The sequence below is a fragment of the Amycolatopsis echigonensis genome, from assembly GCF_014174495.1.
Taxonomy (GTDB): domain Bacteria; phylum Actinomycetota; class Actinomycetes; order Mycobacteriales; family Pseudonocardiaceae; genus Amycolatopsis; species Amycolatopsis echigonensis.
This window is the reverse complement of sequence record NZ_JACJHR010000064.1, coordinates 40,429-53,230: the sequence shown is the minus strand read 5'-3', so window position 1 is coordinate 53,230 and position 12,802 is coordinate 40,429. Positions and strand designations below refer to the sequence as shown.

Annotated in this window: 15 protein-coding genes and 1 pseudogene; 11 read left to right on the top strand and 5 right to left on the bottom strand. The window is 69.2% G+C overall.

From position 1 onward, the window contains the following. On the top strand, positions 1 to 1,069 hold a 1,069-nt coding region (locus H5411_RS33530), incomplete at its 5' end, for a hypothetical protein (RefSeq protein WP_220817837.1). Positions 1,070 to 1,272: 203 nt separating this feature from the next. Next, the gene (locus H5411_RS33525; RefSeq protein WP_183126125.1) at positions 1,273 to 1,713 is read left to right on the top strand and encodes a hypothetical protein; all 441 of its coding nucleotides are present in this window, start codon (positions 1,273 to 1,275) and stop codon (positions 1,711 to 1,713) included. An 81-nt stretch (positions 1,714 to 1,794) separates the two neighbouring features. On the opposite strand, the gene H5411_RS33520 is transcribed toward H5411_RS33525, so the two are convergent. The 5 genes and pseudogenes from H5411_RS33520 to H5411_RS33500 form a co-directional block, all read right to left on the bottom strand. Then, positions 1,795 to 2,985, bottom strand: a complete 1,191-nt coding sequence (locus H5411_RS33520) for an MFS transporter (protein ID WP_183126124.1) — start codon at positions 2,983 to 2,985, stop codon at positions 1,795 to 1,797. A 9-nt stretch (positions 2,986 to 2,994) separates the two neighbouring features. After that, a complete protein-coding gene (locus tag H5411_RS33515) occupies positions 2,995 to 3,618 on the bottom strand; it encodes a phosphatase PAP2 family protein (protein ID WP_183126123.1) in 624 nt (207 codons plus the stop codon). Positions 3,619 to 3,648: 30 nt separating this feature from the next. Then, positions 3,649 to 4,197 carry a Chromate resistance protein ChrB gene (locus tag H5411_RS33510; protein ID WP_183126122.1) on the bottom strand — a complete coding sequence of 183 codons (549 nt, stop codon included), beginning with the start codon at positions 4,195 to 4,197 and terminating at the stop codon, positions 3,649 to 3,651. A 377-nt stretch (positions 4,198 to 4,574) separates the two neighbouring features. Continuing rightward, positions 4,575 to 4,833, bottom strand: a pseudogene (locus H5411_RS33505) (P-type ATPase actuator domain-containing protein); the annotation flags it as partial. Positions 4,834 to 4,926: 93 nt separating this feature from the next. Then, positions 4,927 to 5,631 (bottom strand): TetR/AcrR family transcriptional regulator, encoded by a 705-nt coding sequence (locus tag H5411_RS33500; protein ID WP_312878671.1) that lies wholly within the window; start codon positions 5,629 to 5,631, stop codon positions 4,927 to 4,929. A 78-nt stretch (positions 5,632 to 5,709) separates the two neighbouring features. Here H5411_RS33500 and H5411_RS33495 point away from each other — a divergent pair, with 78 nt between their 5' ends. The 9 genes from H5411_RS33495 to H5411_RS33455 all read left to right on the top strand — a co-directional run bounded on the left by H5411_RS33495 (position 5,710) and on the right by H5411_RS33455 (position 12,801). Beyond that, the gene (locus H5411_RS33495) at positions 5,710 to 6,999 is read left to right on the top strand and encodes a cytochrome P450 (protein WP_183126121.1); all 1,290 of its coding nucleotides are present in this window, start codon (positions 5,710 to 5,712) and stop codon (positions 6,997 to 6,999) included. 101 nt (positions 7,000 to 7,100) lie between these two features. Next, positions 7,101 to 7,544: a MerR family transcriptional regulator gene (locus H5411_RS33490; protein ID WP_246369532.1), complete on the top strand. Its 444-nt coding sequence runs from the start codon at positions 7,101 to 7,103 to the stop codon at positions 7,542 to 7,544. A gap of 47 nt (positions 7,545 to 7,591) precedes the next feature. Continuing rightward, positions 7,592 to 8,047: a hypothetical protein gene (locus H5411_RS33485; RefSeq protein WP_183126120.1), complete on the top strand. Its 456-nt coding sequence runs from the start codon at positions 7,592 to 7,594 to the stop codon at positions 8,045 to 8,047. 50 nt (positions 8,048 to 8,097) lie between these two features. After that, the gene (locus H5411_RS33480) at positions 8,098 to 8,844 is read left to right on the top strand and encodes a class I SAM-dependent methyltransferase (RefSeq protein ID WP_183126119.1); all 747 of its coding nucleotides are present in this window, start codon (positions 8,098 to 8,100) and stop codon (positions 8,842 to 8,844) included. Between the two features lie 89 nt (positions 8,845 to 8,933). After that, positions 8,934 to 9,299, top strand: coding sequence for a metal-sensitive transcriptional regulator (locus tag H5411_RS33475; protein WP_220817835.1), 366 nt, complete (start codon positions 8,934 to 8,936; stop codon positions 9,297 to 9,299). 61 nt (positions 9,300 to 9,360) lie between these two features. Continuing rightward, a complete protein-coding gene (locus H5411_RS33470) occupies positions 9,361 to 10,662 on the top strand; it encodes a permease (RefSeq protein WP_183126117.1) in 1,302 nt (433 codons plus the stop codon). 205 nt (positions 10,663 to 10,867) lie between these two features. Next, positions 10,868 to 11,446 carry an RNA polymerase sigma factor gene (locus tag H5411_RS33465; protein WP_183126116.1) on the top strand — a complete coding sequence of 193 codons (579 nt, stop codon included), beginning with the start codon at positions 10,868 to 10,870 and terminating at the stop codon, positions 11,444 to 11,446. Beyond that, the gene (locus H5411_RS33460; RefSeq protein ID WP_183126115.1) at positions 11,433 to 12,125 is read left to right on the top strand and encodes an anti-sigma factor family protein; all 693 of its coding nucleotides are present in this window, start codon (positions 11,433 to 11,435) and stop codon (positions 12,123 to 12,125) included. Before H5411_RS33465 ends, H5411_RS33460 begins: the two co-directional genes overlap by 14 nt. A 94-nt stretch (positions 12,126 to 12,219) precedes the next feature. Then, on the top strand, positions 12,220 to 12,801 hold the full coding sequence (locus H5411_RS33455) for a hypothetical protein (protein WP_183126114.1): 582 nt from the start codon (positions 12,220 to 12,222) through the stop codon (positions 12,799 to 12,801). The last annotated feature ends 1 nt before the right edge of the window (position 12,802 follow it).

Here is a 12,802-nt window from a genome sequence, read left to right as displayed (position 1 = left end):
AGTGTGCCGGGCCATTGCGGACTGCGCTGAGGAAGCCACGGACGCACTGATCGGCCTGCTCGAGCACTATGCTCGCGCGGCCGATCCTTCCGTGGAACGCACGGGCCGACGACTCGAAGACGAGTTCGAGCTGGCATCGGAAGGGATGAACTCGACTCGAGGAGTTGCCGCTGCGGCGATCGGTCAGATTCTCCTCGCGCAAGAGACCTACGCGCCTCGGCTACTTCCGACCGTGGAGAAGCTCGCGCAGGATCCGATCCTGTCTGTACGCGCGGAAGCCACTCGTGCTGTTTCGGCGCTGTTCAAAAGCCACTTGGAGCAGGCGCTCGATGTCGCTGACGCCCTGTTCGCCACGAGCGACATTGAGATTCACCTCTCAAATCATGCTAACGAGCTGCTGCTATACGCCGTCTTCCGCGCGGGCCCGCGGTTCTCGCGGCACCTCAACCGAGCGCTCGAAGCAGACAGCCCCATCGCGGTGAGGGCTGGCCACATCTGGGCCAACGCCTACTTGAACGACCGGCTACCGCAGGCATGCACCCCCGACGTCACCGACTTGCCGATCCTGGCACGCCAGGGAGCCGCGGAAACTATGGCCACGGCACCACACCTCGCCCCTGACGAACTGGTGAGGCTATTCGACGACGGCGACCCAGATGTCCGCAAAGCCGCCGCCGCAGCGATCCGAGTCCTCCACGAGCCCGACTCTGCCTCGATCAGCGAACACGTCGTGGCGGCTTTCGCGGCCAGCTGCGCGTTCCCGGACCACTTCGGTGACCTCTTCCACTCCCTCGAGCAAAGCTTGAGACTGCTGCCCTCGACCACGATCATCGCGTGCGAACGCGCCGTCGATCATGCTGGCGTCGAACTCGGAGATCTGAGCAGGGCCGCCGCTGCCATCAGCCGCGACATCGTCACCGTCGTGCTTCGGCTCTACCGGCAAGGCGACGCGGTAATGCGCGACAGATGTCTCGACGTCGTGGACAAGCTGGCCGATGTCGGGGCGTACGGACTACCAGAGGCGCTCCAGCACGAAAGCCGGACGGACGGGGGGCCTGGGCCCGGCTGAAGTGCCTCTTGAGATCTACCTGTTCGGGGGACGCTACTGGGGCACTTTTCGTGACCCCATTTCGCCGCCCTCGGGCGGGTGCCCCAGTTTTGCCCCAGCTACCGACCGGTAGCTGAACTTCTTCTTGGCGAAACTCAAGATCCGACACAACGAAAAAACCGCCCTACCTGGATCTTTGGATCCGGCGGGCGGTGTTTCGTCACGTGGACCTTGGGGGAACTTACTACAACACAAAACCCCAGGTAGAAGCCCTGGAGACACTGCTCCGGAAGCTACCCGACCCCACCGAACCGGCCGCACCGGCCGTCGAACGGCCCAAACCACGGCGGGCACGCCAGCTCGACGCCGACCAGGTCCAGGAACTCATCGCCGGCTACGAGGCCGGAGCGACGGTGTACGAACTGGGCGGCCGGTTCGGCATCGAACGGCGGACGGTCAGCAACATCCTCCACCGGTACGGCGTCCCCATGCGGCGGCGTGGCCTGTCCCCCGAGCAGGTCGACGACGCCGTCCACCTCTACAACCTTGGCTGGTCACTGGCACGGGTCGGTGGACATCTGGGCGTCGACCACACCACCGTGCTGACCAAACTGAGGGAACGCGGCATCCCCACGCGCGACACCCACGGCCGACCACGATCGTGAACGGATCAGTCTCGGCCGGTCGCGCCGGGCTGATTCAATTCGCCGCAGTTCCTGTAAAGCAGTGGCTCGTCGGTGAGGCGGCTAACCTGCGGGTAGTGGTGTGCGGGTGCTGACCACGGCCAGTCCGGCGACGACCAGCAGGGCGGCCAGGCCGAGGAACCCGGCACCGAGGGTGGCTGCCGAAGCGATCGCGCCGACCAGGAGCGGACCGCCCGCGTCGCCGAGTTCGCGGCCGACTTCGGCGGCGCCCATGGTTTGCCCGAGCCGCTCCGGCCGCGTGCCCGCGGCAAGGTGCGCGAACCCGAGCGGCGTGGCCAGCCCTACCCCGACTCCGACGGCCACTGCCGCCGTCAGTACTCCGACGACGCCTGGCGCCAGCGCCGCCAGAGTCATTCCGGCGGTGGCCAGCGCAAGTCCGGTGGCCATGCCCGCACCATCGCGTAGGCGCCCGGCGTCGCGGGCTCGGCCGGCCCACGGCTGAACCAGGGCGGAGCACAGCGCAAGCAGCGACACGGCGGCGCCGGTGATCAGCGGCGTAAGCCCGACTGCGGCGCCGGTCACGGGCAGGAACCCAACACCGACGGCCAGCGCCGCGGTCGTCGCAGCCAGGGTGGCGGTGGGGCGCAGGAAGCTGGGGCGGGCAAGGCGGCGGGCCAGGTCGAGCACGGTCTGGCGGGCGCGTGGCAACGGTGGGACCGCAGGGACGACGATCGTCGCCCAGCCGGTGACGGCCAACGCGAGAACCGCGAGCGTGGCGAACAGCAGCGGGAATCCGCCGAGTGTGATCAGGACGCCGCCCAGCAGCGGGCCAAGGGTGTAGCCGATGCTCTTCCACGCGCCGTAGCCGCCGAAGGCCCGGCCCTGCCGCTTCGTCGGCGACAGCCGCGCCACGAGGGCTCCGGCCGCCGGGGAAAACGCCGCAGCAGCAGCGCCCTGGCCGACACGGGCCAACCCTACTGCGGCCGGATTCCCGGCAATCACGAACGCGGCGGACGCGAGGGTGAAGGCAAGGAGCCCGCCGAACAGGACGGGGCGGGGTCCGATCCGGTCGGCCAGCGACCCGAACACAGGTTTCAGGATCACTTCGGCGCCGTCGTACACGGCCAACAGCAGACCCAGCGCGAGCAGGGAAGCGTGTTCGCCGTGGGTGTAGGCGCCGAGGCTGGCCGCAATGCTGTGCGCGCCGAACGCGGTGACGAATCCCGCCGCATACAACGGCCGCAACTGCGCAGTAGATCCGGTGGAGGTGTGCTCGGGTGGCTCTGCGCTCATGGGTCTGCCTCAGCTCGCCATCGGCTCGGCTGGGGTCGGCGCGGTCGGAGGTGGTGCGGTGGTCAGCACCAGTCGTAGCGGGGTGCGCTCGGCGAACTGGACCAGCCACACCAACATTTGGCGCACCAGCCAGAACCCGAGCAAGCTCACCACCGCGCCCACTGCCAGCCCGGCGGCCACATCTTGGGGGTAGTGCGCCGCGATGTAGACGCGGGAGAACGCCATCACGACCGCCGCCAGCGCGGCGAGCCAGCCGAGCCGCCGGCTGACCAGGAACAGCGCGGCGGCGACCGCCCCGGCCATCACCGCGTGATCGCTCGGGAACGACGGATCGTGACTGCGATGCGCCAGCACCAGAACGTTCCCCAGAGTCGTGTACGGGCGGGGCTCACCCACCATCGCCGAGATTGGTTGATTCACGCCCAACGCGAGCAACATGCCCAGCGGCGCCCAGAGCGCCGCCGCCATCATCGTCGGGTTCGCCCGGCCTCGCGCGATCCACCAGCCGACGAGCATCAGCGCGGCGAACAGGACGATCCCGTAGTTGGCGTAGACCCACACGATCCCGTGCAGCCACGGCGTGGCGCGGGCGAAGGCATTGATGTCCAAGAAGAGGTGCGTATCGGTATTCATGATCACGGTCCTTGATGGAGGGTCGCCAGGTCACATCTGGTGCAGGGCCTGGAAGACCTGCTCGGTGTAATCGGCCAGCCGGCCGGCGCAGTGTTTAAGCCGCTGTTCGGCCTCGGCCGCAGCAGGAGCACCGAACACATCGCGAGCCTTGATGCCCCGGAACCAACGGCGCAGCCGGTCCAGGCTCTGCTCCTCTTCCTCCAGTTCGGCCATGGTGAACTTGCGGTTGCGGGTCTCCTTGTCGATCTCGGCCTCGAACTTGCCGCAATCGGCCAGAAACTCGGTCCACTCCTCGGCTCGCTCCGCCGTGAACAGCGCCTCCAGCCGCGCCCTATCCGTCTCGGCCCGCCCAGCGGCGTCCAGCACCAGGACTTCACCCTCACCGCGCTCGGCGAGTTCGATCACCCGCGCCACCCCGTCGGCAAACACCGGCACGCCTGGCACCACCCACGCCCCCTGCCCGAGCGAGAGCGCCCCGATCCGGCGTAGTTCCCGCCACACGGCCACCCGATGCCGCGACGGCTCGGCCGGCACACGCACCACCAACACCAGCCACCGGGCCGGATCGTGTTCGGTCACAAGATTGAATGTAGCAGCAGTTACTTCCAAGAAGGTAACCGTAGAGTAATCGGGCCAGCGGCCTCGGCGGGATGTGCCGGGCAGCGATCATGCCGGGATGGTGGTCGCAGCCGCGGTGATCATGGTTGCGGGGGAAGGCGTTATCGCCCGGCGGGTGAACTCACCTCGTGGGTCGGATGCGGGTAGCGCGGGTCCATGCAGCTCGGCGGAGCAGGCGTAGTCCGTTGAGGTCGACGATGACGGTGGAGCCTTCGTGGCCGGCGACGCCGAGCGGCAACGGCAGGGTCCGACCAGGTTCCAGAGGACCAGGCCAGTGATGAATAGGGCGGCGGTGATCAGGTTGGCGGTGACGACGGGCGTGCCGGGACAGGGCGATCAAAGGTCATCGCGCGCAGCAGCGCCGTTTGCGCGGCCTCGCCAAACAGCAGCGGCACCGCGAAACAACGCGATCGTGGCGGCCACCATGCCGATCGAGTAACGCCGCTCGACCTTCTCGATGAACAACTGCGGGCGGGACTTGGTCCGGCCCGCTTCCTCGACCGGCGTGGCAATCCGGGCGACGACGGAGTCCTCGGCGCGGCGGTCCACCCGCACCCGCAGCGACCCGGTGCCGTTCAGCGTTCCGGCGAACACCTCGCCGTCAACGGCGCCCACATCGTCGACATCCGCAGCTACCCCGACCGCCGCAGCGCCCACGCCCGAACATGACGGAGCGCCCTTTCTCCCGGACTAATTCCGAGTCGCTGCGGCATCCACGCTGATCGTGTCCAGGTAGGCGTCAAGTCCGCGGATCATCAAGTCGAGTCCGATGTCGAACTGGGCGGTCATGTCGCAACCATCGCAGACCAGCAGCGCGGTGCGCACCAGATCGTCGGACGCCTGCGGGGTGAGCAGATTGGTCACCCGACGGACGCGGGCGACCTCGTCCTCCGCGACGTGGTTCGGCTGCGGCGGGATGGACAACTCGGCCAGGGCGTAGCCGATGCCGTACACGAAGATCGTGCGCAGCAGCGCGACGGCGCACTGCTCGGGCACGCCGCCGTCGCGCATGATCCGCAGCAGGGCGTCGCAGACCCGCAGCGGTCGCTCCAGGATTTTTGGGCGGCTGTTCAGCAGCGGCGCGGCGTGCGGATGCCGGTGCACCAGATCGCGGAGCGCGCCAGCGAGGTGGCGGACGCCCTGCCGCCAGTCGCCGGCCGGTGGATCGACCGGGATCTCGGTCCAGAGTTGTTCGACGATGCCGTCGAGCAGGTCGTCCTTGCTCGCCACATGCTTGTACAGCGACATGGCCTTCACGCCGAGGGCGGCGCCGAGCTTGTGCATGCTCAGCGCGTCCAGCCCGTGCTCGTCAACGTAGCGCACCGCGCCGGCCAGCACCTGCTGCCGCGACAGCGGCGCCCGCACTCGTTCCCTGCTCTCGACCGTCACCGTCACAGCTTACACCGTACCCACTTGACAACTTATGTCGTAAGTCTACTCTGGCTTACGCCATAAACCCGTTGGGAGGTTGCCATGACGATCACCGAACTCCGCATCCCGCCCACACTGCCGCCGGACCTGGCCGCCGACCTGCTGGCCACCGGCAGCGCGATCGACCCGTACCCGACCTACCACCGGCTGCGCAGCGACTTCCCGGTCGCCGAGTTCCTGGACGCGGTGAGCCTGTTCCGCTACGACGACGTGGCCGAACTGCTGCGCCACACGCAGGTCAGCACCGACGACCGCAACTCCACCCTGCACCGGTCCCAGGTGGCCGACGACAAGCTCGCGCCCGCCTATCTGTCCCAGCTGGACGACCAGTCCTTCCTGCACCGTGACCCGCCGGAACACACCCGGCTGCGCAAGCTGGTCGCCAAGGGATTCACCGCGCGCCGGATCGCGGCCCTGCGACCGTTCGTCCAGCACACGGTCGACGCGGCAATCGATACGGCCGAGGGTGAGGGCCGTCTCGAACTCGTCAGCGCGCTGGCGTATCCGCTGCCGGTCGAGGTGATCTGCGAGCTACTGGGCATTCCCGCCGAGGATCGCCCGTTCGTGGCCAGTTGGCCCCGTACCCAGTTGTGCTGCTCGTTCGAGTCCGGCAGCCTGGCCGCCGCGAACAAGACGAACACCCGGCAGGTCGAGGCCGACCGGATCCAGCAGCAACTCACCGACTACTTCGGCATGCTCATCGAACGCCGTCGGACCGCCCCGGGCGACGACCTGATCTCCGCGCTACTCACCGCCCAGGAACACGGCGACCGGCTGTCGGTCGAGGAGATCAACGCGACACTGCGGCTGTTGTTCGTTGCCGGCTACGAGAACGCGGTCAATCTCATCGGCCACGGCGTGCTCGCGCTGCTGTGCCACCCCGACCAGTGGACGGCGCTGCGCGACAACCCCACGCTCACCGCCAGCGCGGTGGACGAGGTGCTCCGCTACGACGGCCCCTTCCAGTTCGTCCGTCGCGTGGCACTGGCCGACCTGGACATCGGCGGCTACCACATCCCGCGAGGGCAGCACGTGATCGCCTGGCTGGCCGCCGCCAACCGCGACCCAGCCCGCTTCCCGAACCCGGACCGGTTCGACATCCGCCGCGGTGACAACCACCCTGACCACCGTCACCTGGCGTTCGGGTCGGGCATCCACGCCTGCCTCGGCGGCCCGCTGGCCCGGATGGAAGCCGAGATCGTCTTCGCCACCCTGGCCCGCCGCCTGGCCGAGCCACGACTGGCGGCCGACCAGCCGCACTACCGCACCGACGTGTTCCGCTCCCTGGCCGAGTTGCCCATCATCGTGCGCGACACACGTGACGCAGCCTGATCACGAACCATTCGCGGAGAGGGCCGTGCACGACCGTCTCCGCAGGATCGCGCCCAATACTGGAGGCGCACGAGGGCGGCCCGCGCGAAGGGAGGCGGCTCATGTCGGCGCGGAACGGCCGATCCGCCGTGATGACGATCGGGACACTGGCCCAGCGGACCGGCGTGCCGGTCAAGACGCTACGCGAATACGAGGACGCCGGGCTGATCTACACGGTCGGGCGCAGCGCCGGCAACTATCGGTTGTTCGATGACACGGCCCTGTGGTGCGTCGGCGTGATCGGCACGCTGCGCTCGCTCGGGCTCACCCTGAACGAGATCCGCCAGCTCACCACCATCTACCTCGAGCGGCCGGACGAACCCATCGGTCCGCACCTGGCCACGCTGCTCCAGGCGGCCCGGACACGGACCGACGCCCAGATCGCCGAACTCCAGCGGCGACGGCAACGGATCGAGCAGTTCGAGACCGAACACGCCAGACAACTGGCCGGCTCGGCGACCGACCTCCGCGCCGATGACCCGCATTTCCAGCGTGCGCGCGGTTGACTCTCCCCCTGGGGGCAGACCTTACGGTCGCCCCGGAGGTGAGGCGGATGACAGCGACGACGACCAGTCGCCGCCGGATCGGGTCCGTGGGCACCACGGCCCGCGTGGTCGTCGGGCTGGCGTTGCTGGCCTACGTGGCGGTCTACGAGCAGGCCGGGTGGCGGTTCGTGCTCGCCTCCTGGTTGCTCGGTGTGGTCGGCCTGCCAGCAGCGGCGGTGGCCGCGCAGTGGTGGCGGGCTCGCCGCACACCGGCTCGGCTGGATCTGACCGGGCCGTGGGGCTACGCCATCACCGTCGCGCTGTTCCTGGTGCTGTTCCTGCCGCAGTGGTTCATTCCCGGCATGTTCGTGCTGTGGGCGGCCGGGGTGATCTTCTTCGGTGCGTCGATGGTGCTGGCCGTGTCCAACTGGCTGCTGCGACGCGACGACCAGGTCGGGTGGATGGTGTTCACGCCGGTTGACCAATGGGAGCGCCAACACCGCAAGGCTCGCCGACCGATCTGAGCGCGCTTACCAGCGGCGGCCGACTGCTCGCGGGGTGGATCCTGGTCGGCATGGTGTGGCAGGACTATCTCGCCGGGTTTCACCGCGACCGGGCCGGGATCACCGACGAGGTCCTGCGCCGCAGCCACGATGGCGGGAACACGCCATACGAGTGGCTCGTGGCTGCGGTGCCCGAGCACGGCTTCGTCCTGGACGTGGCGTGCGGGAGTGCCCCGCTGTGGCGCGCGGTGGGCCAGCGGCGCTATCTGGGGCTGGACGTGTCGGCGGCCGAACTGGCGGTGGCGCGGAGGTCCGGTGCCGGGCCGCTGGTGCGGGCATCGGCCGCCGCGATCCCGGCGCGGACCGGCAGCGTCGATGTGGTGGTGTGCTCGATGGCGTTGATGGTCATGACGCCGCTGCCGGTGGTGCTCGCCGACGTGCACCGGGTGCTGGTTCGCGGTGGTCGGCTGGTGGCGACCGTGCCCGGACGTGGCCCGCTTCGGCGGGGCGACTGGGCGGTGATGATCGGCTTGATGGTCATGCTGGGACGACGGTTGCGCTACCCCAACGATGATCTGCTGGACGACCTCGACGCTCTGCTGCCAGCGTCGGGGCTGCGCGTGGAGTCCGATGAGCACCGGCGATTCGGCTACCGGCTGAACGACCGGTCGGACGTGGACCGGTTCCTGGATTCGCTGTACCTGCCCGATCTACCGTCGACGCGGTACCGGGTCGCTCGCGCCTACCTCCGCGCGTGCAGCCGGTGGGGCATCGAGCTGGCGCTCCCGATTCGGCGCATCGTCGCCACGGCCCGCTGAGCAGCGGGTTCTCCAGGAGGTTCTCATTGGCGAGACCCCGCCCCAGGTGGGGTAGGGTTGGTGTCGGTAGTCGAGGGACGGGATGTGTGATGGCTGAGTTGACTGACCGGAAGCGGGACGCGCTCAACCGGTTGAAGACGGTGCGAGGGCATCTGGACGGGATCATCCGGATGGTGGAGTCGGACGCCTACTGCGTGGACGTGATGAAGCAGGTGTCGGCGACGCAGTCCTCGCTGGAGCGGGTGAACCGGATCATGCTGCACAACCACCTGGAGACCTGTTTCACCGACGCCGTGATGACCGGGCAGGGCCAGGCGGCCATCGAGGAGTTGATCGGCGCGTTGAAGTTCAGTCCCGCCTTGACCGGCCCGACGGCACGGATCACCGCTGCCGCGGCCGGGGAACCGAGTGAGGGCGGCGCGGTCGCCGAGGTGCCGGAGCGCGAGCCCGCATAGCGCTCCGGCACCGCCGCCCGACCGGACAGCGATGGACGAGCACGGAAGGAGGGCATCTGGGGTGCACGTGGTGTTGCTCGTGGTCGACGGGGTTTGGAGTGGTCTGCGGACGACCTGGATGTTGTTGTGGGAGAGCCTGTACGGCCTGACGCTGGGGTTTCTGCTCTCGGCGGTGGTGCAGGTGGTGATCCCGCAGCAGTGGCTGCGCCGGTACGCCACCGGCGGGGTCGGGGGCATCGCGGTGTCGGCCGGGTTCGGTGCGATCAGCTCCTCGTGCTCCTATGGTTCGGCCGCCGCGACGCGGTCGTTGTATCGGCGCGGCGCCGACGCGCGGGCCGCGTTCGCGTTCCTGATCAGCTCCACCAACATGAACGTCGCGATTCTGGTGATGTTCTGGGTGCTGGTGGGGTGGCAGTTCGCGTTCGCCGAGTTCTTCGGCGGGATCATCATCATCGCCGTGGTCGCGATCGGGTTGAGCCTGTTGTTTCCCGGCCAGGCCCTCGACCGGCTGCGCACCAACACCGGCGACACGACGCCGAGCGGTCCGCGCGTGACCGAGGACGTCGTGTGCGGCATGAAGGGCAGCCCCGCACACGCGGTGGCTGTCGCGGACCGCGAGTTCTTGTTCTGCACCGCCGAGCACGCCCGCCAGTTCGCCGCCGACCCCGCCGCCTACGCGGACGTCCCGCCCGGCACAGCGACGCCGACCGACCGCGACCACACAGCCGTCGGAACACCGAGTCTTGTCGAGCCGCAGGATGTGGTCTGCGGCATGGCCGGATCAGCCGCGCACACCGCCGAGCACGCTGGTCGCACGTACCAGTTCTGCTCGGCAGGCTGCCGGGACACCTTCACCGCCGACCCCGGCCGCTACACGGGTGAACGAATGCCCGAGCGGCCGTCGCTGCGGTCGGCGCGCACCTGGTACGAGATCACCCGGCGCGCGTGGAGCGATGTGACGATGCTGCGCACCGAGCTCATCGTTGGCTACCTGCTCGCCGGATTCGCCGAGGCGCTGGTGCCCAGGCAGGCGCTCAGCCAGGCCCTGCACGCCATCGGCGGCATCCCGGTGCTCGGTTACGTTCTGCTGTTGCTGTTGGGTCTGGCCATCGCGGTCGCCACCTTCGTGTGCTCGATGGGCAACGTGCCGGTCGCCGCGTTCCTCAAGGCCGCCGGCATCCCGCTGGGGGCGAACACCGCCTACATCTACGGCGACCTGCTGATCCTGCCGCTGGTGCGGATCTACCAGCGGTCCTTCCCGGCCAAGCTCACCACGGCCTTCCTGGCTCTGTTCGTGCTCGGCGCCTGCCTCGCGGGAGGCGTCATGGAAGCCGTGTTCAGTCTTCTCCCAGGAGGTGCCTGACGTGACCTTCGAGACCGTCGCCAACATCGTCGCCCTTGCCGTCATCGCGGCGCTGACCGTGGTGTACCACTACGGCAAGCGCCGCTTCGCGAGCAAGGATGACGGCGCGAAATAGCGCCGACCAGCCCCCTTCACCCGCCGACTGCAATCACCGGGGTGTGCGGGGCGTCTACGGTAGTCATGAGACGCCCTGGGCGGAGTCGGGATGAGCGGTAGACGAGTCGACGGCGACCATCGTGCGTTCCTGGACGCCACGATGCCGTACCTGGACGCGGTGTACCGGATCGCCCGACACGCCGCAGCCGATCCCTGCGCGGTGGACGACCTGGTGCAGGAGACCTACCTCCGGGCGTTCACCCATTTCGGCCAGCACCGGGGCGAGAACACCCGGGCGTGGCTAGCCGCGATCTGCCTGAACGTCGCCCGCTCGGACGCCCGGGGACGACGACGCTGGCCGGTCGAGGTACCCGAGGACGAGACCGGAGAGCTGGCGGGCGACGCGGACGAGGTGCCCGAGCAGGCGCTCGCGGCGTTGGACCGGGCCGCGATCGAGGCCGCCCTGTCACGGCTGCCGGAGGTGCAGCGGTGGTGCATCCTGCTGATGGACGTGGCCGGCTACACCGCCGCCGAGACCGCGCACATCCTCGACTGCCCGCGCGGCACCGTGTTGGCGCGGGTGCATCGCGGCCGGCGCCGGCTGGCCCGGATGCTGGCAGGGTGCCGCGTCGACGACACGCTCGACGGGTCGGCCGGCGGGGAGGAGGTGGATCGTGGACCGGCATGAGCGGATGTTGATCGCGTTCCTGGCCGGTGATCTCGACGAACCGGCCCGCCGCGAATGGGACGAGCACCTGCTGGGCTGCGACCAGTGCTGGCAGGCCGTTCGGGAAGACCGGGCCGGACACGCGATCGCGGCCGGGCTGCGCGAAGCCGCCCCGGCGCAGTTGGCCGACCGCGTTCGGTTCGCCGTCGAGCTGGCCGCCCGGCCGCCGAGCAGGCGCCGGCCACGACGGTGGATCCTCGCCGGTGGTGCCGCGCTGGTCGCAGTCGTGATCACGGCGATCGCCCTGGTCTGGCTCAGGCCGCCGCAGCCTGCCGACCCACCGGTGATCGCCGCCGTGGTGCAGCTCGCGCAGACCATGCCCGCGCCGACGACCTCGGGCACCGTGTCGCAGAAGCCGGTTGAGGTCGGCGCGCCGGTGACGCTGGTCGCTGATGGCGTGCACCTGCGGGTGCGGTACTACCAGGTGGGTGGCGCAGAGGCCGCGGTCATCACCTCCGACCGGCCGTTCCCGATGCCCGCCGGGGCGCATCCGCTCACCACCACGAGCCCGGAGGACATGGCGTGGACCGTTACCCGAGACGGGGTGGCGCTGTACTGCCCGACCAGCGACGTGCTGCTCGCCGCACCGGTCGCCGCCGGCGATCTGCCCGACCTGGCCGGCCAGCTCCCCCTGCACTGACCGCGACGCAATCAACCGGCCCGCCGCGGCGTCTCCATTCACCGTTGCGCTATCCGCGCGCCGGTCCGGGCGCGCCCGGTGGAAGGAGTCTGTGGTGAGTGAGTTGACCGCACAGTTCGGCCCCATGGCCCGCCTGGGTCACCTCGATACGCGGCTGGTCCGGAACGGCGCGGCGGGTGGCCTGCTCGGTGGGCTGGTGCTGTTCGTGGTGATGGCGATCTACAACGCCGCGACCGGGATAGGCTTCTGGTCGATCCTCAACGCCTGCTTCGCCGCGTTCGTGTTCTCCAGCGCCAAGATGATGCCCGAGCCGGCGATGGGGCACGGGATGGCCGAGCCGATGATGGCCGAGCCGATCGTGGCCAGCCACCTGGCCGTGGGCGCCGTGCTGCACCTGCTCATGTCCGCGGTGTCCGGCATCGCGTTCGCCCTGGTGCTCGCGCTGCTGCTGCGGGCAGGGCTGCGGATCTTGGCCAACCCGGTCGCGTACGTGGTGGCGGGGATGCTCGGTGGCGCGCTGCTGTACGTGATCATGATGTACGGGGTGGCGCCCGCGCTGAACTCCGAGATCGTCGACTTCACCCCGCGGGTGCCGTTCTTCGTCAGCCACCTGCTGTTCGGGGCGACCGTCGGCGCGTTCGTGTGGTGGCGCTCCGCCCGTAGCCAACGGGCGTGAT